26 protein-coding genes are annotated in these 21939 nt (G+C 35.2%); 2 read left to right on the top strand and 24 right to left on the bottom strand.

Features of this window, described 5'->3' with window-relative positions:
* Positions 1-125: 125 nt before the first annotated feature.
* The 15 genes from NLBNIHML_RS25240 to NLBNIHML_RS25170 all read right to left on the bottom strand — a co-directional run bounded on the left by NLBNIHML_RS25240 (position 126) and on the right by NLBNIHML_RS25170 (position 13081).
* On the bottom strand, positions 126-749 hold the full coding sequence (locus tag NLBNIHML_RS25240; RefSeq protein ID WP_494353059.1) for a hypothetical protein: 624 nt from the start codon (positions 747-749) through the stop codon (positions 126-128).
* 201 nt (positions 750-950) lie between these two features.
* Positions 951-1811, bottom strand: a complete 861-nt coding sequence (locus NLBNIHML_RS25235) for a DUF4238 domain-containing protein (protein WP_494353058.1) — start codon at positions 1809-1811, stop codon at positions 951-953.
* A 208-nt stretch (positions 1812-2019) separates the two neighbouring features.
* Positions 2020-2520 (bottom strand): SF0329 family protein, encoded by a 501-nt coding sequence (locus NLBNIHML_RS25230; RefSeq protein WP_494353057.1) that lies wholly within the window; start codon positions 2518-2520, stop codon positions 2020-2022.
* 246 nt (positions 2521-2766) lie between these two features.
* Positions 2767-3525, bottom strand: a complete 759-nt coding sequence (locus tag NLBNIHML_RS25225; protein ID WP_494353056.1) for an HNH endonuclease — start codon at positions 3523-3525, stop codon at positions 2767-2769.
* A gap of 258 nt (positions 3526-3783) precedes the next feature.
* Positions 3784-4557 (bottom strand): hypothetical protein, encoded by a 774-nt coding sequence (locus tag NLBNIHML_RS25220; RefSeq protein WP_494353055.1) that lies wholly within the window; start codon positions 4555-4557, stop codon positions 3784-3786.
* 180 nt (positions 4558-4737) lie between these two features.
* A complete protein-coding gene (locus NLBNIHML_RS25215; protein ID WP_494353054.1) occupies positions 4738-5970 on the bottom strand; it encodes a hypothetical protein in 1233 nt (410 codons plus the stop codon).
* Positions 5957-6466, bottom strand: coding sequence for a hypothetical protein (locus NLBNIHML_RS25210; protein ID WP_494353053.1), 510 nt, complete (start codon positions 6464-6466; stop codon positions 5957-5959). Before NLBNIHML_RS25210 ends, NLBNIHML_RS25215 begins: the two co-directional genes overlap by 14 nt.
* Positions 6467-6627: 161 nt before the next feature.
* The gene (locus tag NLBNIHML_RS25205; RefSeq protein ID WP_494353052.1) at positions 6628-7527 is read right to left on the bottom strand and encodes a GIY-YIG nuclease family protein; all 900 of its coding nucleotides are present in this window, start codon (positions 7525-7527) and stop codon (positions 6628-6630) included.
* A gap of 135 nt (positions 7528-7662) precedes the next feature.
* Positions 7663-8193: a hypothetical protein gene (locus NLBNIHML_RS25200; protein ID WP_494353051.1), complete on the bottom strand. Its 531-nt coding sequence runs from the start codon at positions 8191-8193 to the stop codon at positions 7663-7665.
* A gap of 239 nt (positions 8194-8432) precedes the next feature.
* Positions 8433-9827 (bottom strand): hypothetical protein, encoded by a 1395-nt coding sequence (locus NLBNIHML_RS25195; protein WP_494353050.1) that lies wholly within the window; start codon positions 9825-9827, stop codon positions 8433-8435.
* A 157-nt stretch (positions 9828-9984) separates the two neighbouring features.
* On the bottom strand, positions 9985-10710 hold the full coding sequence (locus NLBNIHML_RS25190; RefSeq protein ID WP_494353049.1) for a HEPN domain-containing protein: 726 nt from the start codon (positions 10708-10710) through the stop codon (positions 9985-9987).
* A 247-nt stretch (positions 10711-10957) separates the two neighbouring features.
* Positions 10958-11488 carry a P-loop nucleotide/nucleoside kinase family protein gene (locus NLBNIHML_RS25185; protein WP_366345996.1) on the bottom strand — a complete coding sequence of 177 codons (531 nt, stop codon included), beginning with the start codon at positions 11486-11488 and terminating at the stop codon, positions 10958-10960.
* 172 nt (positions 11489-11660) lie between these two features.
* Positions 11661-12197: a tyrosine-type recombinase/integrase gene (locus NLBNIHML_RS25180; RefSeq protein WP_494353048.1), complete on the bottom strand. Its 537-nt coding sequence runs from the start codon at positions 12195-12197 to the stop codon at positions 11661-11663.
* Between the two features lie 103 nt (positions 12198-12300).
* Positions 12301-12573, bottom strand: a complete 273-nt coding sequence (locus NLBNIHML_RS25175; RefSeq protein ID WP_494353047.1) for a hypothetical protein — start codon at positions 12571-12573, stop codon at positions 12301-12303.
* A gap of 334 nt (positions 12574-12907) precedes the next feature.
* On the bottom strand, positions 12908-13081 hold the full coding sequence (locus tag NLBNIHML_RS25170) for a hypothetical protein (protein ID WP_494353046.1): 174 nt from the start codon (positions 13079-13081) through the stop codon (positions 12908-12910).
* A 630-nt stretch (positions 13082-13711) separates the two neighbouring features.
* On the opposite strand from NLBNIHML_RS25170, the gene NLBNIHML_RS25165 reads away from it, so the two are divergent.
* Positions 13712-14461: a hypothetical protein gene (locus NLBNIHML_RS25165; RefSeq protein ID WP_494353045.1), complete on the top strand. Its 750-nt coding sequence runs from the start codon at positions 13712-13714 to the stop codon at positions 14459-14461.
* 74 nt (positions 14462-14535) lie between these two features.
* A complete protein-coding gene (locus tag NLBNIHML_RS25160) occupies positions 14536-14901 on the top strand; it encodes a hypothetical protein (protein WP_253432264.1) in 366 nt (121 codons plus the stop codon).
* Between the two features lie 840 nt (positions 14902-15741).
* Here the strand turns inward: NLBNIHML_RS25160 and NLBNIHML_RS25155 are convergent.
* The 9 genes from NLBNIHML_RS25155 to NLBNIHML_RS25115 form a co-directional block, all read right to left on the bottom strand.
* Complete coding sequence (locus NLBNIHML_RS25155; RefSeq protein ID WP_494353044.1) at positions 15742-17547, bottom strand: serine hydrolase domain-containing protein; 1806 nt, start codon at positions 17545-17547, stop codon at positions 15742-15744.
* Positions 17548-17659: 112 nt separating this feature from the next.
* Entirely contained in the window at positions 17660-18034 is a 375-nt protein-coding gene (locus tag NLBNIHML_RS25150; protein WP_494353043.1) for a hypothetical protein, read from the bottom strand.
* A 105-nt stretch (positions 18035-18139) separates the two neighbouring features.
* A complete protein-coding gene (locus tag NLBNIHML_RS25145; protein ID WP_494353042.1) occupies positions 18140-18775 on the bottom strand; it encodes a chloramphenicol acetyltransferase in 636 nt (211 codons plus the stop codon).
* 88 nt (positions 18776-18863) lie between these two features.
* A complete protein-coding gene (locus NLBNIHML_RS25140) occupies positions 18864-19094 on the bottom strand; it encodes a hypothetical protein (RefSeq protein ID WP_310333564.1) in 231 nt (76 codons plus the stop codon).
* A gap of 103 nt (positions 19095-19197) precedes the next feature.
* Complete coding sequence (locus NLBNIHML_RS25135; RefSeq protein WP_494353041.1) at positions 19198-19605, bottom strand: DUF4279 domain-containing protein; 408 nt, start codon at positions 19603-19605, stop codon at positions 19198-19200.
* A 514-nt stretch (positions 19606-20119) separates the two neighbouring features.
* Entirely contained in the window at positions 20120-20428 is a 309-nt protein-coding gene (locus tag NLBNIHML_RS25130) for a hypothetical protein (RefSeq protein ID WP_494353040.1), read from the bottom strand.
* Between the two features lie 84 nt (positions 20429-20512).
* Entirely contained in the window at positions 20513-20923 is a 411-nt protein-coding gene (locus NLBNIHML_RS25125; protein WP_494353039.1) for a hypothetical protein, read from the bottom strand.
* An 11-nt stretch (positions 20924-20934) separates the two neighbouring features.
* Entirely contained in the window at positions 20935-21156 is a 222-nt protein-coding gene (locus NLBNIHML_RS25120; protein ID WP_124113519.1) for a hypothetical protein, read from the bottom strand.
* 306 nt (positions 21157-21462) lie between these two features.
* Positions 21463-21888 carry a hypothetical protein gene (locus NLBNIHML_RS25115; RefSeq protein ID WP_494353038.1) on the bottom strand — a complete coding sequence of 142 codons (426 nt, stop codon included), beginning with the start codon at positions 21886-21888 and terminating at the stop codon, positions 21463-21465.
* Positions 21889-21939 lie beyond the last annotated feature (51 nt).

Raw genomic sequence — 21939 nt, 5'->3', positions numbered from 1 at the left:
ATTCACGAACCCCGAAGGGTTTGTCTGCTGAAATCCTTCTTCAAATTCCTTCCCGCAGACCAAGGCTCCAAGGGAGCCGCTGCTTAAATATGATGTTAGGGATGTCCACTTCTCCACGAGTATGCTTACAAAATTGGTATAGTATCTAAATTTTCATACTTGTTATAGATAGTATAAAAACAACCTTCAAAATAATCATATGATTCATTAAAAGCTAGTTTTAAATGTTCATAGTCGATACCATAGTTATGTTCTTTATCTCCTATTAATTGCGCCTTCTCATATTTATTATCAAAAGGATATCTAAACATCATAGAAGATGAGTCGATACTATCTAAGTCTTCAATAGTTTCTTTCATCATTACAAATGGCGATCTATCTTTTCTAATAGCTTCACCTAAATACTCATGAAGTATATTTTCTGTTTTATTCCAAAGAGTCTTTATGCTGTGGCCCTTCAATTTTTCTTGGATTTTTTCTCTTGTCATACTCTTATCCATTAAATAATGTGTTAAAAGAATTGCTTTTAAAATCAATTCCGTTGAATGCCGATACAAAAAAATGCTTGGAATTATTACTTCATCAGCTTGTTTCGTAACATTATCACCAATAGAATTTATTAATAGGTCACCACTTTTTTTATACATATCTGAATAAGTTTTGAATTCCCAACTTGAATAATGACTTCTTCTCCAGTTAGGAAACGCATTCTTGTTAATGTCTGAATTTCTCTTAAATAATTCTCCCATGGAAATGCCTCCAAAATAATTTTCTTGTAAATTTCACCTAACGTTCCTCTATTCACGACTCAGCGCATGCTGAGTGTCCGGCGAATGTCGGACCAAGGACGAATGTCCGCAGCGTGAATATTTTGTTAGCTGATGTCAGATGTTTTCTAAGTTATTGTTGATCTGATTATTCTTCGATGCAAGTTAATGTTCAAAAAGAACTTAGAACCTGTCTCTATTAGAATTTTTAAAATCATTTTGTTCTTTGAGAAATTTTTTTGCGAAGTCAAAATTATTGATAGAAGAAATTAGAAGTTTATATGACATCCCAATTTGCCCTGAGTTTTCATGGTTCACCATATCGCTCGAATAATTTACAGGAGTTATTCGGTTTTCGAATGTTTTAAGTTTCCCCCAATAATCAGGCTCCTTACAATACATAATTAAGTTAGGCGTAAGTGGGAAAACAATGTACATACCCTTATCGAATACCCTTGGTCCAATTATCCATTCAGTATGATTAAAATTTCTGATTAGCACTGGATGATCAGAAATCATAAAAGGAGTAGCACTATCGTTCTTGCCAAATATCCAAATACATTTAGCTATTTGATTGGTAAGCATATTAACTGTGGATTCATCCCATAATAGTGAAAGATGAAGCCCTGCTTGATCATTTCTGGCATCATAATTTTTTGTATTCCGTTCAGAAAATTGAACGATTTGTTCTCTAGCTTCTACTGTTCTAAGAAGTTGAAGAGTGATATACAAAGAAATTATTTCTCTATTTACATTCGGAATTTCTAGCTTGTTCGAAATTGAAAATTGATGGAGCCAATTTTTCAGAATATTGCTTGCTTCTGATTCTATTCTCGAAAATTGTTTTTCCATTATTAAAGGATCATGTCCCTGTTTTTGAAGTTCTTCATGTCTATAAAAATGATTTACTACTGCAATATTTTTAGGAGCGATAGAAAAAGAAACTTCCCTTTGCTTATCATAAATAAATAACTTTCCCTCTGAATTAGTAAAATTATTTAAATAAAATCTTGGAACATAATGATGAAATTTTGCTTCATTCATATGAATTCTCCCTTTTGATTTCAGCTAACGTTACTGTATCTACGAACCCGATAGGCTTAAAGGAGCGTAGCGACTCGGTGGCTTCCCCACTTAGCCTTGCAGGGTTGAGAGTTGAATCAACTCCTTTGCTTTCTAGTTCTTGCGAACCAAGGGGCGAACGCCCCGCAGCGTAGATGCGATGTTAGGCGATTTGCAGGATTTCTTTGTATTAGCTGTCAAATTGTTCTTTCCTCAGTCCATAAATCATCTTTACCAACTGATGTTCATCTTCATTTAAAACGATTTTCTCAAACCGTCTCCTACCAAGTCGTCTATCAATAATTCCAAATGCTTTATATATTGGGTTATTGGAACTCATTATTTCTGAGAAAGGTGTATTTATGTAATTTCTAAGATTTTCAGTAATATGACTTGTTTCATGCAAACCCATATTCATTATTGTCTTTACATCATCGTTTCTTATATGTGTTTTATATAAATCCTCATGATATCCATGGTGAAGTTCTAGTAATGTAATATTCTCAGGTAGCTCATTCATGTACCAATGATAATATCCACCTCCGAAAATCTTCTTACCATCCAGTGTAATCCAAGCTTCACCATACCCATCGTGTGCTTCGCGATACCTGGTTTCGTGAATATCAATACGTTTCTTTAATCCCGGAGTAATAAATTCTCTTATCATTACACGTAATTTAGACCAATCCATGAAGTAGTCCTCTCATTTATTTTTGATTGATTAATCTGTTCCCTGCATTTCATCTAACGTTCCTGTATCCACGATGCCCTACCGACTAAAGCCCCTCAGGGGCGGCCGCGACTAGTCGGTGCGGATGTGTCCGCCTGATTCAACTTCCCTGTCAATCACTTCGGGCGGACCGAGAAGCCGTCAGGCTTCGATGCGTGGATATGATGTTATGGGATGTCAGCGCCTTCATTGAAACTCTTACATATCTTATATATCCCAAAAAAGAGAACCAATATTTTTAGTGTTACTATTTCTAGCGCCTTTAATTAAATTGCATTTTGAACATGTTAATTGGAAGTTTGTAGGGTCATTTGTTCCACCTATATTGAGTGGCACAATGTGATCATAATGTATTTCAAAATCATTACTTAATAATCTTGATAAATCCGTACCACATAATTGACATCGTCCCTTATCACGGAAAAAGACTCCTTGTTTCAACCATTCAGGAAGATAATCACATCTTCTTAAGACTCCATTGCTAGACAATACTTTAGGGTAGTCGTCTTGTTCAAATTTAATTATTAGTTCTGCTATCTTTAAATTAAAATCCCTAAGGAAGACTTTATTTTGATAAAGAACAGTAAATGCATCCTCCACTACATATTTCAATAGTGTTTTTTCAAAATAATTCAAAAGTCGGTATACTAGTTTGTTATTATCTCTATGATCTGGGTCTTCTAATTGACTAATCTCATATTCTTTTTTTATATCAATTATTTCATCTGAATTAAATTCGTAAGTATCAAATACCTTAACTAGATCTTCAATTACTTCATCATAGAAATGTTTATCAACTATATACTCTAAATGATATTTATAAACACTTGTTATATATCCATGCAATAAGGTATACCGTTGAGGCTTTAAAACAATTGATAAGTAATCAACATCTTCATAATCAATCCATTCAATTGGTGAAAATTCATATTCCCCATCAAGTTCTGCAATTACACCTGCTACCACCGAATAAGCCTCATAAAGATTTAAAATCCTGATCTTTCCACTAATGATTTCCATCTCCTAAAACGAATATTTATTTTTGCGCTGATTTCCTATAACGTTCCCGTATTCACGACCCGACGCATGTCGAGTGTCCGGTGTATGCCGGATCAAGGACGAATGTTCGCAGCGTGAATATTATGTTATCAGAAGTTCTATATTGCTCGAATCAAGCAACTACTTGTAAAAAATCAAATATATTCTGATTCTTAGAAAAATCTTTTATGATTGATCCTTATTAAGCCTTTTAAAATTTAAATTTGAATACGCTATAGATTCTCTCATATCCGTGAAAGGAAGAAATTCTCTGATGTTTTCTTTAAGTAAAGCAAACACTCCATCTTCTCTAAGAAATTGATTGTAATTAACATCATCTTTTTCTCCTTTTGGTAAAATGAACATCCAACCATACCCTCCAAAAATCATTACTATTAATCGAGAGTCTGTATAATTTTCTCTGAGATATGTATTTCCATGAGTTATAATTTCATCTAAATTAAAGTTATTTGTAATAGGATCAAATAACTTCACACCCATTACAGGAAAAATATCAATTGATGGTGCTGATTCTTTGAGAATATACTCTTTTAAAACTTCTTCTTCACTTCTATCTAACTCTATACCGGTAAATAAATTTTCAGCAAAATGTGCTCTTAGCAAAACTGAAAGTAAAAAAATTTTAAATTTATTATATTCGACATTAGTCCAAAACTCTGCTTCCTCGCTAAAAAATTTATTTATGTATTTGTTGTCTCTAATCACTTCAATCCCGTATTTATCATAAGGACCTAGTAAGTCTCTGTCACATTTATTACACAACATATACTCTCTCTGTCCTTTTTGCATGAATTTAAATTGATTTCTAGAAGGTGAAGAGTGGTAGGTTACTTGTTTTTCATCATATAGAGGTAGATAAAAACCTTCAGGAATAATATGAGATCTTACTAGGTTTCTGAATTCACCACAAAGCTTACAGTGACCAATATTCTTACTCATGATTTCTCATCCTCTTTTCTAGAATCTCTGATAACGTTCCTGTATTCATGAACCCCGAAGGGGTTGTCTGCTGAAATTCCCCTCCGAAATCCATCCGCAGACCCAGGCTCCAAAGGAGCCGCTGCTTGAATATTATGTTATGTGATGCTTCTTATTTCTTTCGACTCTTTATATCCAGCTTCAATTATTATTTTCTTCATCAGTTTTTGTTAAATATAAGCTTCCATTACTGAATCCATTTTGATCAAAATTTATAGCCATTTTACTTATATTTGAATTTGAAATATGAGTTAGCGTGTTTTGTACACTTAGCGGTATACTAGCTAGTTCATTTTGCTGCTCTGCATTCTCTAAAGTAACAGCAACTTCTTTTAACCTATTTCTATTCTCTTCTAATATAAGTGTTTTGTTTTGAGCATCTTCAGCCTCACTATTGGATTGTTCTCGTTCTTCATAACCTTCATCCACTAATTCAATATCATCAAAAACAATTTCGTTTTGAACTTGAAGCCTATCAATTTTATTGACATACATTTGATAAAATAACTGGGCGAGTACATAAGTAGCAAGGAAAACAATAACATAAGGACTATTATGACTTATTTCTTTTAAATCAAACTGTCTATCTTCTTTGATCTTTTGCCTAATAAAGTTCTTACATAGTATCTCAACACTATTACTCTCTTCATTATAAACGCCTACAATAGGGCGTTTATTGTTTATAAAACTACGTTCAAATGCTCCTGGTACTTTGCTTGCTAATTCATAATAATCTTTATGAAGGGATTCAGTCTTATTCGACTTGATCTCTTCTTCGGTTTCAATCATTTTTTTCTGTATTTCGTATCTATCCGTGTATCTGACTCGTAATGTCTTCAATTCTTGAGAAACCAAATCCCTCATTTTATTTTGAGATTTAGGCTCAATAATTGTTGAAATGTATGTGTTTAAATATTTTTGGTACTTATGAATTTCAATTGTGTTATCAGATGTCATAGCTTCTTTAACAAAAAAATAAAGATTATTCTTATCCAGCTTAACTTGTCCTTCTCCTGTCTCCTTATTAAACTCTGTGTACATTCGAGAAAAAGAATCAAATATGTACCTTACTGCATCAATTTTAGGGTTTGAGTATAAAGGAATTGGAATCCCTAAATGATATAGATTTTTCACTCCGTTTTTACTACTTAACTTATGTATTCCCAAGTATCTATAACTTCTGTGAATACTGAATGATTTATCAAATACAAAGAAATTCTGTGGCTTCTCTCCTGATTTTATTCTATTTTGCACTTCATTTAGCAATTCATGCTTATAATGCAATTCATTGATTTTGTTTGCAAAATCAATGACCCTCCAAGATTTCAGAAATTCATCTTCATTCTGTTCTAATTTAAATTCAATTTTCCTCATTGTTATTACTCCTTTTTGCAATTGTTTTTCTTAACTTATTTATTTCTTCTTGGTATTTTATTCTCAATTCCCTTTCTTCTAGATATTTTTCTCTGAATATAAAAGTCTCTTCGCCTTTTTTATCAACCAATATGTTTTGTCTTTCGTCAGACAATTTAAAGGACCACAAGGTTACTGCTATACCTATTAAAAGAAGAGCATTAGTGTTTATATTGTTAACTAATTCAAAAAGGATACTGTAATATTTGAACCCGCTAGCAAAGGCAGCCAATATAATCATAAATATACCAATGCCTATATTCACCTTCTTTAAGAATTTCAAAATGGAATTCTTCCTAGGGCTAGATGAAGAACCCAAATTCAAACCAGTAAGAGTCAAAAAAAATGCACCTATATTAAATACATTAAGCTGAAACTCATTAAAATCATAAAGGTTTAATCCTAATAAGACACCGAGAATGAATAATAGCCATGGAGCTACCTTGTCCCTAAACATTCTTTATCCTCCTTTCTGTTATATACTTGTATCACTTTATTAGTTGTTGAAGTTTCACATAACGTTCCTGTATTCACGATTCGACGAATGTCGAGTGTCCGGCGTATGCCGGACCAAGGACGAATGTCCGTAGCGTGAATATATTGTTATGAGATGTCAAATTAACCTTCACTGTTTTCGCTTTCAAACTTCTTTTCTTGGTTCTGCTTAAACGTCCTTCCGTTAGCATCTACCCACTCTACTGGTCCAGCCGCTTGACGTCCTAGTACTACAGCAGTCGCTGCACTAATACTAGAAAAAATCGCATTCTCTTTGAATATATAAAATTCTCCATTATCGATTAGGATTCCGGTTTCTATCAACTTATTTCTCTGCTTGATCCATCCTTCAGAGATTGAACTTGATGTTTGCTTGCAACTTTGAGATCCAGATAGAACTACATAGCCCTTTTCAGTTTCAATCAATTTAGCAGAAGCTCTTTTACTTTTAAGCGTGTATACAATATCGCTATTGACTTGTACTGGGGCAATTACAGTCTCATTTGATTGTTTGAGGGTAGAAGGAACCAAGAACATAAAATTAACTACTGGAAAAATTAATTTCATTTGTTCTAAAAAATACTCCATATCCGAAATATCAGCTTCCGGGAGAGTTGATAGTTCAGGCTGAACCGAATTATCAATCTCGGCTGTTTTCGCTTCTTTAGATAAGAAGATAATTCGAGATTCTAAATACTTTATATGAGACTTAGTGAGCATTTCGTCTTTGCTTATAAAAGCTACAATCTCAATAAAGTCCTTATCTGAATCTGCTAAATGTTGTTTTAATCTCTTTTTGAGATTCTCTGCTTCCCCTATGTATATGCGTTCATTATAGTTTTCACTATTTGGTAAGGACTTTAAAATATATACTCCTGGTCTATCAAATTCAGAGCGCTCTATAATTTTAGGTAAAGAAGAACGTTGAGAATATACAGCCTTTCCTGACCAATTACCGATTTCGATTGTTCGAGGTCCTGTTTCCGAACCGTCCACAAGAAATATAGTTAATTTTTTCCCCATTTTATTTCTCCTTTAATTTGATTTCTCATAACGTTCCTGTATTCACGACCCAGCCCATGCTGGGTGTCCGGCGAATGCCGGACCAAGGATGTATGTCCGCAGCGTGAATATATTGTTAAGTGATGTTCCTCTGAATTACCTATCAAATACGTCTTGAAAATATTTATCCATTAATCCTTTATTCTTAAATCTGTCTTTAATATGTTCTTTTGCTCTTAAACAAGCATTTTTATAACCTTCACTTTTCATACTATCCGCAAGAAAAACCATTTCAATTATTGGATCACTTGGTTCCAACTCGTATGCTTTTGACAGCATGTTTTTCCCTATGCTTTCCCAATGCTCATAGTCTCCAAAATGTTGAGGAAACAACGTAATCATATAACCGAAAATCAATAAAAACTGCGTTTCTGCAGAGAAATTATGTATCCCTTTCTCTGTAACTTCGTTTAATGTCAATTCAATCATTTCATAATCGTTTTCATTAAGCCCCTCAGTAACAAACGTATTGCCAGATTCGACACTCAAATACCAGGATAGAAAACCTAAATTCAAGCATATACTCAAATCACGCTTCCCTTTGTCCCACTCTCTTTTCATCGACAGAAAGGCTTCTTGATAATTTTTTGCAGTCTCAAATTCATTGAACTGATCTCCATCAAACATCACTTACCTTCCTTTCAATTTCGCCTCGGAATTTCACTTAACGTTTCTGTATTCACGAATACGAGAGGCTTAAAGGAGCGTCAGCGACTGGGTCACAGCACTTAGCCTCGCAGGATTGTCTGCTGATTCACTTCTCCGGACCACCTCTTGCAGACCAAGGAGCCTTCAGGTGACGCAACGTGAATACTGTGTTAAGCGATGCTTCTGACTTCCTGTTTTCAATTCACAATCTCAAAACTTTATTTTAATATTTCTTCTTTGTAATAATTTCTCAAACTGTAACTAACCCATTCACGAATATTTGAAATATTAAAAGCTCTACTTTCACCATTGATACTAATCGAAATACCACTATAATCTACTGCACCTGACCCAGTATTTTGATCTAGAAGTGGCCTAACTGGTCCAACATACTTACTGGCACATGTCTCACCTGTATGTAAATAAAGAGATCTAAGATTATAAATTTTCTTAAATATTACACCGTAGCCCTCACCTAGATAATTCTCCATAAAATTATTCACACGAGAAGTAATATTAAATCTTATCTGCCCACAAGAATCGCATTTCATTACAGAGGATTTATCGATGTTTGAAGTTACTGTTTCAATTGAAGATAAATATCCAGTAACAGAAGTATCTAAGATTGTATTCACATTATTATCAATTCTTGTTTTCATTAAGACAGCTTCATTTCCAATTTCTAAAAACTCACTCTGAATTTTTATTTCATTCATTAAACTATTTCTAAAATGATAGCAACCTTTTAAAAACACATTAAAGTCTTCCTCTTGAGAATAATCATCATTTAATATTTTTTCGATGACTGATATAGCTTCAGTAGAAATTATCAATTTTCCATCTACAACAGGGTAAAAATCTATAAATTTATTTTCGTCGAAACTATTTTGCCACAAAAAATCATTCTGAAAGTGGACAGCATCCTCGAAAGTTTCTTTTTTATTATCTTGAAGAATTTCTATTTGGGTATATTGGTATAATAAATTCGTTTCAACAGCAAGAAAGTCTATTATTTTATCTATTTTCTGTAACGCTTTATTCGATGCATCACTCGAATTCAAGGCGCATAACTGTAGTTTCAATTTTTGGCTATCCCTTACAATATCAAAAGAAAAACTCTTACCTTGATATCTTTCAAAAAATAAATTATTTGAAGTGCTCAATAGTTTAAGATCACATTGTACAAAAAAGACTCTATCTGTATATAGATTATCTTTAGCTAATTTTATATAGTCGCTGAAAACCGATCTCCATTTCTCAACATTTAAGTCGATTTCAAATGAAAATAAATAAATATCTTTTATTGTTCCTCTTTTATTAGAAGAAATGGCAAAATGAATATATCCAATTGATGTTCTCATGGATCCAAAATAAGTATAAGTTACGTTAGTAAAAGAGAATTTCCTGGGGAAATATGCCCATGGACAATAATTGTTCTCTTTAGGGCTAATTTTCTCATCTACAATTTCCCATAAATTATTTAGAAACCTATTCGATGAATTTATATCTTTACTCTCTACTTTAAATTTAGAAAACAGATTTATATTTAGTTCAATTAGTTTATCAATATCTTCTTTTATATCTACTACGTAAAAAACTGGCTCATCTTTCATTGATTTCTCCTTAAATGTCTATTTTTTCAGAAGTTTAGCTTAACGTTCCTGTATTCATGAACCCCAACGGGGTTGTCTGCTGAAATGCCTCCTCGAAATCCATCCAGCAGACCAAGGCTCCTACGGAGCCTCAGCATGAATATTATGTTAGGCGAAGCTATTTCTCTCCCTGGAAATCCCTGCTAAGATCTAGTAAGTCTCCTGGATCTATAACATCTACCTTCATCTCATGTAATTTTCTTGCAATACATTTAATGAATTGATCGATTGAATCACTATATTCCTTTATCCTCTGAATCTTGAAATCGTGATGCTTGTTCCCATGTACAACTTCGTTTCTTAACAAAGTAATTTCATTAATTGTTTGAACATTTTCTTCAGCAATTGTAAGTCCACTTATATCGGTCATACGTTTTATAACACTATTGATAGTCCCACTGGAACAAATTCCTGCTGCTCTGCTTGCAAGTGTAAGTATATAATCATCTTTTGACTCATATTTAATGAAATCGTCATATGAGAAACCAAAACGATCTTCGGACTTAACTGTCCTCATTCTTTGCGGATCAATAGCAAAAAGACAATAGAAGAAATCACTTATTGATGCTTCTATAATTGTGGCCATATATACAATAACTTGGTTATTCATTATCTCAGAAGCTGAGATAATATCTTTCTTAATACTTGTATGTATAGTTGGTCTTGAATCATCATCTTCTGAAATTAATATCTTGTTACCTTGATCGTCGATTGCCCACCCGTGTTTATTTGTGAATACCCTCATTGAATCTTCATCATTAACATAATCTAACAATGTTTCATAGTTTAGAATCGAAAAGAAATTTAGAGACCAATATTTTCTAAAATCATATTTTGGGTTCATTTTTTAAACTATCTCCTAATTTTTGAAATAATTTCGCCTAACGTTCTTGCATTCACGAACCCGAGAGCCTTAAGTGGAGCGAAGCGTAACGGGTCGTCAGACTTTGGCTCGCAGGGTTGTCAGCAGGATCTACTTCTCTGCCAATACCTCTGCTGACCAAGGGACGGATGTCCCGATGCGTTAATGTTTTGTTATCCGATGGACTGGCCACCTTGAATTTACTTTCAGTATATCTATACTTTTATTTTCATTCATTTATATATTCAAGAACTTTTGGAAAGTAATCTGCGATTGGTTTCGATGAATCTACTACTATATACTTCTCTTCTTCTGGTTTTTTACTGTTTTTAATAGTCCTATAAAATCCTTCTTCTGATGATGGTGCTTCGATTTGACTCAGAAGTCTTTCTCGATTTTTTAATCGATTTCGTATTATTTCAATGTCTTCTATATAACATTCCACATACTTATATCTCTTTTTGTGTTTTCTCGCTAATTCAAGTCCGGTTTCTAATAAATTTCTGTACAAACAAGGACTATCCATAATGACACTGTGTCCATTCGATAAATGAAAATCCACCAACGACCAATCTACATCATAGGATAGTTGTCCTATTGCTTTACCTTCCATCGTGTTTCCTTGTGATGATAACGATTTTAAAATTGCTGTTTTGGAAATATCATGATCGACAATGACAGCTCCAGTTGCTTGGCTAATCTGTCTTGCTAATGTCGACTTTCCTGATCCTGGGAATCCTGACATCTGTAAAAAGAACATACTTACACCTCTATCCTCAAATGTAGTATTGTAAGTCTTTCGGATAACATCTATTTTATGTACTTCGTAAATACCACACATCCTGCATGATATGTGAACTACGTATATGATAACCTATGGTGTAGTATTTGCGAAGAAGAATTTGGTGAAAAAGGGAGATTTATTGAAGCATTCAATCTCCCAAATCCATCCGATCCAGCGGGCTTTGAATATGCTGGATATTTTTGGAGCTAACATGCGTATATCGCTGAGTTGTACGTGCACTCGTATGACCAAGTAACTCCTGAATGTAGCGCAGGTCTGTCCCGTTTTCCAGCAAATGAGTGGCGAAGGAGTGTCTCAGCGCATGAATACTTACCTTTTTCATAATTCCTGTGCGTTGTCTAGCTTCTTCAAAAACCTTCTGCACGCTCCGCTCAGTAAGATGTCGATCAGAAGATTGCCCCGGAAACAGCCAACGATTGGGTCTGTATTCATCTATGTATTTCTGCACCATATCCCAGGCGAGGCTTGAAAGAAGCGTTCTCCGATCCTTTTGACCCTTTCCCTGTCTCACATTGAGTGTCTGCCTTTCAATATCCAGATAGGTGCAACGCAGACGCACAACTTCACCTACACGAAGCCCGGAAGGATAGGTCAGAAACAATATGGCCTTATGTTTAGGGTTGGTTACGGATTTGAGTAATTGTGCAACTTCCTTTTCGGACATCACTTGTGGAAGCTTGGTCGCTTCTTGGGACGAATATACTGGATATCCGTAGGATGATGGAGCACATGTTTGCAATAGAAGCGGAGCGCGCTAATGGTCTGATTCACGCTTGAATGGGAAATTCCTCGCTCCAGGTAACGGTTCTTTGCTCCGGGGTAATCTGAACTTCATCTGGATCTAACTGGCTCATAAACTCCTGGATGGCCGCAATAGTGTAGGGTATGATCCACATTTTCTGTTTGGGTTCCCACTTTCCGCCCGTAATCTGGCGAATGCGCTGAATATATGCAGGATTATAGGGACAACGAATATGCAATGAAAGAGTGGAACCTTTAGTTATGGTGATCTTCTCTTCCGTTGTAGTATCATCGTTCATAGGAAACTCTCCTTTGTTTGAGTCTATGTCTTTCTCCGCAATTTTGAAAAATAAAAAAGGAAGGCTCTCCTCATCCCAAAAAGGGAATCAGATGACCTTCCGATGCTTTCGGAACATATATGATCTTTAAAAGTAAAGATGGGCACAGCCAGTACAATAAAAAACTGCCACTCCATGTAGCTTCAACAAAGCATATCTACTGATCAATCTGTCCTCATGGATAACAGTAGACGATTGAACCAGCTGGTACTTCGTCTGGGGAAATCCCTTTTCCCAAACATATACCGATATTCTTCTTGCCAGCTATAGAATGGTTATTTGAGTAGAAACAACTTCAAATATTTGCTCTTCCCCATCCGTTTTTTTTGATGATAATCTGTTTACCGATCATCTCTTTGATTGTTGAAGAAAGTAGTTCATCCAACTCTTCATTAGCCCCCATAACGATGATTCCGAATTCCGGAGTATCGAAGACTAACCCCAAGCCAAACAGCATTTTAGTTTCCATTCTGTGGCCTCCTTATCTCTGATCTATGAATAGCTCGCCTTTGACATCTCGCACCCTGAGATCGGCATTACGAAGTCTAAGCATCGCATCTCTCAATAAAGTATACCGTTCAGTAGAATTGAGGTCAGGAGCAAACCTTGCCTACAGATACTTGACCAAGCATCTGTAGGCAAAACTGCTTCTCTAATCGCTCCATTGACGCCAAATGTCCAGTAATTCAGAAATCCATCTACACAATCATATTTTTTCTGTTATCGGTCATATGCGAATAGTATAAATGCTTGTCTCAGCTCTTTTACTTTGACGATGATTTACTACGAAATATTGATTCAGGATACATACACCACTTGTTTTTATTCCATTTAATAATATTTTTTTGAATTTTTTTCTAAAAAAAATGTAACTTCTATTGAACTTTCGTTGTTAATAGATTCGAGAGGAAAAATAATCACATCAAGTATTACATAACACTCTAAATCAACTAAAGAAAGAGGTGATTTTCGAAGATATTGTTAGATAATGAGTCGTTACAATGTCTATCTCATTTCGATCTTCTTTGGATGCTGAACAGAAATTTACTACTGGAAAGATAATACAAAATCCTGAAAGTATGGAGGAATCAAATTTAAAATGAAGAATCTATTTAGAGTTCCGTTTCTTTTGTTGGCTATCTTCACTCTAGCGTTCAGTACTATATTTCCGACCTATGCTTCTGCAAATAGCAACACTACTGTACCGACAGAGGCTCAACCGTCTAAAGCGACTGTATCTAGTGAACAGCCTAGTCCCGTAGTAAAGAACAAAAATGGTACTATTATTCCTATGGCAAGCTCTGATGTTGCCGTATTGACTCTTTTTTCGGTCCCTAATGGCAGTACAAATAGTTCAGGGGGTTCGACAGGATCGAATTGGGGCACCCATTCTTTTATAACAGTTAAAAACGTGAGTACATCCAATATTTCTGTTGGCGGACTTAGCGGAATTGCCTCTAATAAAACTATTTCTGTGGGTACATGGGGCAATAAAAGCGAAAATGAAGGCATATTTTATAACTTAGAAGCTAAATTTATCTCTGAGAATAGCTACAATAATAGAGTTTCCCGTTCTATGTATTTAACCCAGAGCCAACTTAACAGTGTCAATTCATATATTCGAAGCCATGACTCTTGGAGCTCGTTAAATAATTGCTCTTCTTTTGCGGTAGGATTGTGGAATTCTGTATCAACAGATACGTATACTGCTGGTTTTCCAAATACGCCACAAAATCTGTATAATTCACTCAGAGACGGTGCTTACACTACGAATGCTGCTGTGCCATATGATTATTTGGTATATTATTCAGATGAACCTAATGCTCCTAAACGTAGCAATCAGTTTTAAACAAATACAATTAATCGATGTACCCAAGTATCATCGGGTGCATCGATTAATATCAATGAGGTGATTTATCAACTATGAGACCAAGAACAAAGTATGGCATTATCGTTAGTGCCGTTATAATCGTTGTGGTTCCTGTTATCATTGGAATTTATATGTTTAACAAGGTTGTGAACCCTGAGGAAATCATGGTTACGAAATCCGAAGTTTCTTCTGAACTTATCACTTTAAAAGGTGGATTCGCAGATAGTATCAGTAGGTATCACGGCTATAACGTTTCGCATAATAACAATTCATTATTCATTCAGATTAAAGGTAGTAAACTCCCCATAGGAGGTAGTAAGGATTTCAATATATCGTTTTCCAATGCCTACGGAAAGGTCGAAGAAATCTATTTACTAGGTCCAGATGACTCAAAGAAAAAGATTTGGCCAAATCCCTAATTACCTTTTTATTAAAAGTAACATCTCTAGATCGTTCGAATCATTCCTGATCTATGTAATGAACATTTCTATAATTGGAACTTTACTGCTTAAAGAAGGTGATCCTGTAATCTAGCTAGATCATCTTTTTTAAGTTTTTTGGTATTTATAATCGTTGAATTAGGTTTTGTTTAACTACTTATCTCATGACTTTTTCCAATGCTACCTTACATATCGTTAAATGTCTTATGGAACGTAATATACTCACAAACATAAGGATGGGGTTTATTTGAATAACAAGAAGTTAATATTTAGCGTTTTACACTTTGTATTCTAATCATATTGGGTTTTCTCAGGTGGGATAATCTTGAATCTAGTGAAGACTTTCATTATAAGTATGATCGATGGGCAGGTCAGAAATGGGTAGAGTTCTATCCGCCGCTAGCTGCTTCTTCCAACAGCATGGAGTTTCCACTTATATATAGGGATGAAATAAATCAAATGATATAGAAAAATATTTAGGAAAACAGGCTCTCTCGGGAGAGTTAGTGAATAAGTGGATTGAACGAACAAAATTAACGGATGGATATATAGGTCTATTATTATTGAATATTCTAGTGGTCATTTACAGTTCTATTAAATTATTTATTTTGATAGACAAAAAATAGGATGATCTTCATCCCCCTTCAATATGCCGAGGCACAAGTTGCCAAAAGGCGTACTAACACAAAGGCAGCAGTCCTCAATAAGGAACTGCTGCCTTTACTCCGTTTAATTGACCCCACTTAATACTATTGATATGTAGAAGTCATCCGCGAGCCATTGTAATGCTTGAAATATCTACGTTCAGCGTTTGCCACCTTAAACATACAAATGCCATCCCACAATAAAAGCAGCCAAGATCACAGCAGAGATGCCAGACATAATGTACATTACCTTTTGCTTTTTGCTGTAACTGCTCTTCCGCAGTTTGTACATAAGCAAGCCGAGATACGCCACTGCTAGAACCACATAAAGTAGGTTAAACATTAAATTGATCCGTAACGAAGAATAAGCAGGATAATTTGGAAACCTCAACTTCGTTTGTAAGATGAAAAGATTAAGAAGGAGTGCCACACCTGCAAAGTTAATTGCAAGATAATATTTATTAAAATTAGTGTTAGGATTTCTTCGTTTATTTAGTTTATTAAAAAGCATCCGGATTACATAGCCGAGCAAAGCAATTAAAGTGAAAATGGCGGCAAGCACAGCAGGAATAAAAGATATTTTAATCAAGTTCACCTTTACATTCGAAACAGGCAAGTAATCAATGTAAGGAGTAAAGGAAATTCTATCAACAACCCCATCATGCTCGACAACATGATAAGAACTACTTAATTCAGCTTTTGTGAATTTCCTTATATCAAGAGCCGTAAATAAATTAGTAAATCTAGATGCTGCCCGTCGTGCGGATTGAAAATATCCTCCCCCCTCCGAAGTAACTCTATTAGAATTGACGTTATTACCGAAAATCTCTTTAATAAGTCCATAACCGTAAACTTCTTCAAAAGACTGATTTGTCATGACCACCACCCCAAATTTAGATTCGGGATCAAAGACAACTTTGCTGGAGAATGCTTTCAAATTCCCCTCGTGCAGCAATGTAGGCACCCAGTATTCCATCTCAACGAACCCATGCGCAAATCGCGGAATAGAAGTCCCATCATAATATAGACTTGTTGACAACATTTCGTTTAACGTATCCCTGTTCTTAAATAATACATTACTATCATCTACTGGCATCAACGCTGCAAGGAATTTGCCTAAATCTTCTGCTGTCCCCATCGCTGCCCCGGCAGGATAAAAGGTGACGTATCCTCTGTTCTGAGGGATTGGTTTCATCTCTTTCGTATACCCTTCAACCTCATTCCTTCTTTGCACGATATCTGGACGATCTTGCCCCGTTGGATGAACCGTAGTGTCGTTCATATGAAGCGGTTCAAAAATATGTTGTTTAACATATTCATAAAAAGGTTGTCCACTTATCTCTTCCACGATGTAACCGGCTAGACCAACGCCGTAGTTCGAATAACCCACTATGCTATTCGGTTTATAGATCTGTTTCGGCTCATTTTTACGCAGCGTTTCTCCTAATTCTAACGTTTCTTTCTCGGAGTAATACAACACCCCAGCCGCTGTTTGATCTTCCCAACCCGCATTGTGATGCATCAGGTTCAATAGGGTAATTGGATCATCGTATTTCAGCTTTTTGAAAAATCCCTCTGGCAGATATTCTTGGATATCCGTCTGCAAATCAAGCTTTCCTTGTTCAACAAGCTGCATCACACTCGTATAGACCAGCAGTTTAGAGATCGAAGCCCATACAAAAACAGTAGAGGTATCGGCCTTTCGCTGATTCTCAATATCTGCGTAACCATATGCCTTATTCACAATAGTTTCACCATCTTTGATAGCCACAACCGAAACGGCAGCGGTATACTTCTCATACGATGCAACATAAGCATCAATCGTCTCCTCTAAATTGGATAAAGGAATCCTGGATGGTGTAGTCTCAACCTGTTTTTCTTCAGCGTGGGCAGGTACCGCTATTGCCATAATGATAAAAATGAATGACAGAACACAAGCGATTACTTTGTTAACAGTTTTATATCCACGATTCAGCTGCATAGCTTCTCTCCTTTTATATTAAAATGTTAATTACATATTCTTGTTCTCACGTATGCGTTTTCAAATGAGTCCACATGAATCTAAATTATTCTCAAATGCAATTACACTCCATTCAGGAGAGAGGTCGGAGAATTTCACCTTTCCAATTTACGATGTTTATTTCTTTGTCTACCAAGATGCACCAATCAATAATTTCACCTATCAACTTTGGCGTGATGATCTCATCGTTCCATTGCGGTGTTAATACTCTTCTGTATCCTATATATTCTGTTGTCCAGCCTTCAAATTCTTCTCCTATGATGACTATAAATGGGGGCTTGTTCTTAATACTGTGTTGTCCCACTTCATAAGTGACAATTAACTTCTTATCCTCAGAAACGATATGTAATTTGATTATCCCTTCGTCGTCAATATCCGGATCAACATACCAATAAAACAATCGATTGGAGCGAACGATTTTACGTTTATATTTTTTTCTTACGCCCATAACTCACCTCGCATATTTCTTTTTTCTTTTGATCGCAGTATTTGGTCATTTAACCAAGACACAGCTAAAGTAACTCGGTATCTGATATCAAAAGCCACACTGAGTTTAAGGAGTAGTACTCTTGTAAAAATCAATGACTCTATCAAAGATCTCGATCTCTCGTTTTTTTATGTGCGGTAATGTCTCGCTATGCTTTACAATATGATGTACATTATCTGCTATAGACTCTGCTTTATGAATTCCCACATATCCTGGTACGAGTTCATTAAGATAATGAAAGTATCTCATTTGAGGTTCAATCATGCGTAGGTGTTTATCAAAATTTCTTCTGGATCGTGTCTGATCCATCTCCTTTCGCTTGCGCAGTTCATCTTCTTCCGCCCAGAATAGTACATAAGCATCCGGTAATGATATTTCATTCTCCAATAATTTCTTTCTAAAAAAGTTCGCTGTTTCATCTAAAGATAGATGCTCATAACCATATATCCAGCTGTACCACATCTTAAATACATCGCTATCCAATATCACATACTCATGTTGTTGATTCTTCTCATATGCTATATGCCATCTGTCGATTTGTCTCTCCAGTAACCACATCATAAGTTCCTTACCTTCAAGCTGAGGAGTTTCAAAAAGATTCCCTTTTTCTGGAACAATAAATGCATCATATTGTGTAGCGAACTGCTGACAAGTCGTACTTTTACCTACAGAACTGGCACCTTCGAGACAAATTATCGTCATTGAAATATATTACCTCCTGATATGACTCACAAAATAATTAATCAACCTTCACTGGCTCTTAAGTGATCATGTTGAATTTCATGTTAGACTATGCATTGTAGATTTCTTTGATCTTCAGCCATGTTTCATACCAAAATGTTTTTCGTTTAAGAGGTTTAATCACCTTAATCTCGACTTCTTTTCTTTTCAAATAAACCGTGCCATCCACTTCGATGAGTCTATCGCCAAATGCAAATGCCATATCCTTGCAGTCTTTGTGATAGTGGTTCTCTCTAGTTTCTGACCACTCCGCTTTTTCAATAGAATGTCGTTTTCTCAATTATTTAAGATCCTCCTTTAAGGAAAACACCACTATTTACAGCAAAAAGGAAGCCTGTCCCACAACATAAACACTTTATCCGATGATGAGCCTTAAGATTCGTCTATTCTTGTTCCAATTCTTCATTATATGGATTTGTATACAAATCCACATCAATTTCAGCATGAATCATATTAACGAATTCAATAAAATCAGAATCGAAATAAAGAGCAGGAGTTTTGCCCTCTTCTATTCTGATTACAATGAAAATTTTCGTAAATAATCGATGTTCAATCCGAATCGAATTGATTTCTTTCACTTTATTTTTTAATAGATCAACTACTTTTGTTAATTGGTGATTTACATCTAATGATTCTTCATAATGCGTACCTAATGTCCATGATGTTTCTTTTATTCGATGCTTTTTGTTAATTATATCGCCTTTATAAGCCGTATTCGTAGGTTCAATTTTAAGTATTGAACTTACATAATTCGGATCGAATTCATCTCCAAACAAGCTAAAATAAGCCATTACTTTGGTTTTGTCTTTCAGGAGTCTCACCTCTTTAAAATGGATGTATGGATCTTACCTAACAATCAAAGATTCACGACTGGCTTCATCCTTAGATAGCTCTTATCTTAGGATGATTGAAATCCTCATTTAATCCAGAAATTCTTAATATCTTCTATTATGATTTCTGAAATATGTATAGATGAATCCTGCGGATATAACCATATTGTTACGATAAGAGTCAGACATATAATTATTCCTAGAATGACTCGCACAACGACTCTAAATCCGGTGTATTTAAGCAAATAATAAACCAAACTAGATGAGATCAGAATTATCACACCATTCATCATAAAGGTTAATGGCACGCTAATAATTCTTCCTAATCCGGTGTTAGGATATTTTAATAAAAGTAAAATCTCTAATACTACAAATGGAACTGACAGTAGAACAATATAAAAAAAATGACTTTTGAATTTCCTTTCCACTACTTAACTCACCTACTCCAACTCTTCTAATACAATTTCACATAATATCATACATATCCATCCTCAGGTTCACCAACATCAAAGCCCAACACTTTTGACGCTTCCAACTTAAATGCTTCTATCCAAGAAGCCCAATCCTCGCTATTCATCTGCGCATAAAAGGATAACCCACTAGGCTCAACGGATGCTTCAATGAAGACCTCATCCTCTTCAGTACCAAACCAATGTGGAATTCCACTGTTATAACCCATCCACCCTGGCATACACTCATATACTTTAGCAACTTTAGCCCATACCTCATCAGGCAGGTCATACCTTATATTTAGGTTGCAATGTTGAGAGTTTATGTTGTCCATATCCATTCTCTCCTTCTACCTTAGATGTACATCCAAAAATGCTCTTTATTATTATGTAAAATACTTATCTCTCCCACCACTTGATCAAAGTTCTATCTCCTGGTCTTTATACACTTTTTTCGTTATTGTTTTTGTATATTTTAATCTCGTGATTTCAATGAGGTCATTTGGCTGCATCATATTCAAAATATGACTATCTTTGATTAAAATCTTGCTATTACCTCGTCCCAATCCTTTAACTACGATGATATTTTTGTTCAATCTCACATCTACGACTTGTCCAATCGTTATGAACTGCTCTTGCTTCTTGAGATCAAGGTATGTTACAAGGCCGAGTATACAAAAAATAATAAAGCAAAAAGTTGATAATGCAGTTGTCCATACAGGAGGATGATATGCGAAGTATCTGGTAGTTAATTGAACTCCAATAATAAAAATAAATAGAACGATGAATAGCAATTGCTTTTTTAATTTCGCTTTAATTTTTTCGTTCATAGTCTCTCCTTCTAATCTTTACGGAGATGAATCACAAAGTCTTGATTCGAAGTATGATATACAACGTTACCAGGTTCTACTCGAAAAAACTCTTTATTCGCATCTTGTTCTGATACGGTGCGAATTGGTGCAACTTCATCTACGATTTTTTTGTTATCTTCCTCATGATAATGAATGATAGAAACCAGAACAAATTGGTCAGGGAACAGTTCTCTAACCTCTTGCCATTTCATGTGTTATACCTCCGGTTATTCGTATTTGTTCAACTTACTATCATTTTAACATATAGGTTAGTCAAAATAGTCAACGGCTCGGCGACAGGCGAGTCTCATTAAAGTCTAATCTCACCTTTTCTAGGAGCAACTCGTAAACTGCTTAGGCCACAGAAGCATTCAAAGGAGCCTAGAAGTAAAAAACAAATTGAAAATTCTCAACCTTAGATGAGTAAAGAAAACAACGCCCCGTCTTTTTAAACGAGCGTTGCTTTTCATTGTGCTTAAATGTTAGCTTTTCCTAGTTCACAACCAGCGATTATCACCTTATTTTACAGTATCGTAAAGCTCTGTCATTCGGTCTGCTAACTCTGATTGTGGCTGCATCCGCTGATGATTTATATCGGTAGGGGTCATATATAACATTTCTTTCCCCTGCTCAAACATAGTGATATGAAACAGAACCCCTGTTGAATCTTCTTGATCTGGATCAAGTACAACCTTTAAGTGGCGTACTTTTTCAATCCATTCCAGAATGAGTGCTTGATCTGTAGTTATTTTTTTAGTGCCATCACTGCTCATCATTCTAATAGAATCAACCTGTGTAATATCCCCGGGATAGAAGGTTTCTAATTCTTTTGGTTCTTTGCTTACTTCCATCTGATCGGACTGACTAGAACTCTGACATGCGCTAAGAAACAAAGTCAACAACGAAGCACAAATTAAGGTGAAGAGTAAATATTTTTTCATCATATTCGCCCCTTAATCATTAAACGATTTTCGCATTTAAATTGTTCCACATTT

The organism is Paenibacillus sp. JNU01, assembly GCF_059130585.1.
The sequence above is the reverse complement of the archived record's forward strand: the minus strand, read 5'-3'. Positions and strand labels throughout refer to the sequence as shown.

Excerpts from the sequence above, each read along its gene's own strand:
- NLBNIHML_RS25240 (WP_494353059.1), bottom strand. The coding sequence starts at position 749 with ATGGGAGAATTATTTAAGAGAAATTCAGACATTAACAAGAATGCGTTT.
- NLBNIHML_RS25235 (WP_494353058.1), bottom strand. The coding sequence starts at position 1,811 with ATGAATGAAGCAAAATTTCATCATTATGTTCCAAGATTTTATTTAAAT.
- NLBNIHML_RS25230 (WP_494353057.1), bottom strand. The coding sequence starts at position 2,520 with ATGGATTGGTCTAAATTACGTGTAATGATAAGAGAATTTATTACTCCG.
- NLBNIHML_RS25220 (WP_494353055.1), bottom strand. The coding sequence starts at position 4,557 with ATGAGTAAGAATATTGGTCACTGTAAGCTTTGTGGTGAATTCAGAAAC.
- NLBNIHML_RS25215 (WP_494353054.1), bottom strand. The coding sequence starts at position 5,970 with ATGAGGAAAATTGAATTTAAATTAGAACAGAATGAAGATGAATTTCTG.
- NLBNIHML_RS25210 (WP_494353053.1), bottom strand. The coding sequence starts at position 6,466 with ATGTTTAGGGACAAGGTAGCTCCATGGCTATTATTCATTCTCGGTGTC.
- NLBNIHML_RS25205 (WP_494353052.1), bottom strand. The coding sequence starts at position 7,527 with ATGGGGAAAAAATTAACTATATTTCTTGTGGACGGTTCGGAAACAGGA.
- NLBNIHML_RS25200 (WP_494353051.1), bottom strand. The coding sequence starts at position 8,193 with ATGTTTGATGGAGATCAGTTCAATGAATTTGAGACTGCAAAAAATTAT.
- NLBNIHML_RS25195 (WP_494353050.1), bottom strand. The coding sequence starts at position 9,827 with ATGAAAGATGAGCCAGTTTTTTACGTAGTAGATATAAAAGAAGATATT.
- NLBNIHML_RS25190 (WP_494353049.1), bottom strand. The coding sequence starts at position 10,710 with ATGAACCCAAAATATGATTTTAGAAAATATTGGTCTCTAAATTTCTTT.
- NLBNIHML_RS25185 (WP_366345996.1), bottom strand. The coding sequence starts at position 11,488 with ATGTTCTTTTTACAGATGTCAGGATTCCCAGGATCAGGAAAGTCGACA.
- NLBNIHML_RS25180 (WP_494353048.1), bottom strand. The coding sequence starts at position 12,197 with ATGTCCGAAAAGGAAGTTGCACAATTACTCAAATCCGTAACCAACCCT.
- NLBNIHML_RS25175 (WP_494353047.1), bottom strand. The coding sequence starts at position 12,573 with ATGAACGATGATACTACAACGGAAGAGAAGATCACCATAACTAAAGGT.
- NLBNIHML_RS25170 (WP_494353046.1), bottom strand. The coding sequence starts at position 13,081 with ATGGAAACTAAAATGCTGTTTGGCTTGGGGTTAGTCTTCGATACTCCG.
- NLBNIHML_RS25165 (WP_494353045.1), top strand. The coding sequence starts at position 13,712 with ATGAAGAATCTATTTAGAGTTCCGTTTCTTTTGTTGGCTATCTTCACT.
- NLBNIHML_RS25160 (WP_253432264.1), top strand. The coding sequence starts at position 14,536 with ATGAGACCAAGAACAAAGTATGGCATTATCGTTAGTGCCGTTATAATC.
- NLBNIHML_RS25155 (WP_494353044.1), bottom strand. The coding sequence starts at position 17,547 with ATGCAGCTGAATCGTGGATATAAAACTGTTAACAAAGTAATCGCTTGT.
- NLBNIHML_RS25150 (WP_494353043.1), bottom strand. The coding sequence starts at position 18,034 with ATGGGCGTAAGAAAAAAATATAAACGTAAAATCGTTCGCTCCAATCGA.
- NLBNIHML_RS25145 (WP_494353042.1), bottom strand. The coding sequence starts at position 18,775 with ATGACGATAATTTGTCTCGAAGGTGCCAGTTCTGTAGGTAAAAGTACG.
- NLBNIHML_RS25135 (WP_494353041.1), bottom strand. The coding sequence starts at position 19,605 with ATGGCTTATTTTAGCTTGTTTGGAGATGAATTCGATCCGAATTATGTA.
- NLBNIHML_RS25130 (WP_494353040.1), bottom strand. The coding sequence starts at position 20,428 with ATGGACAACATAAACTCTCAACATTGCAACCTAAATATAAGGTATGAC.
- NLBNIHML_RS25125 (WP_494353039.1), bottom strand. The coding sequence starts at position 20,923 with ATGAACGAAAAAATTAAAGCGAAATTAAAAAAGCAATTGCTATTCATC.
- NLBNIHML_RS25120 (WP_124113519.1), bottom strand. The coding sequence starts at position 21,156 with ATGAAATGGCAAGAGGTTAGAGAACTGTTCCCTGACCAATTTGTTCTG.
- NLBNIHML_RS25115 (WP_494353038.1), bottom strand. The coding sequence starts at position 21,888 with ATGATGAAAAAATATTTACTCTTCACCTTAATTTGTGCTTCGTTGTTG.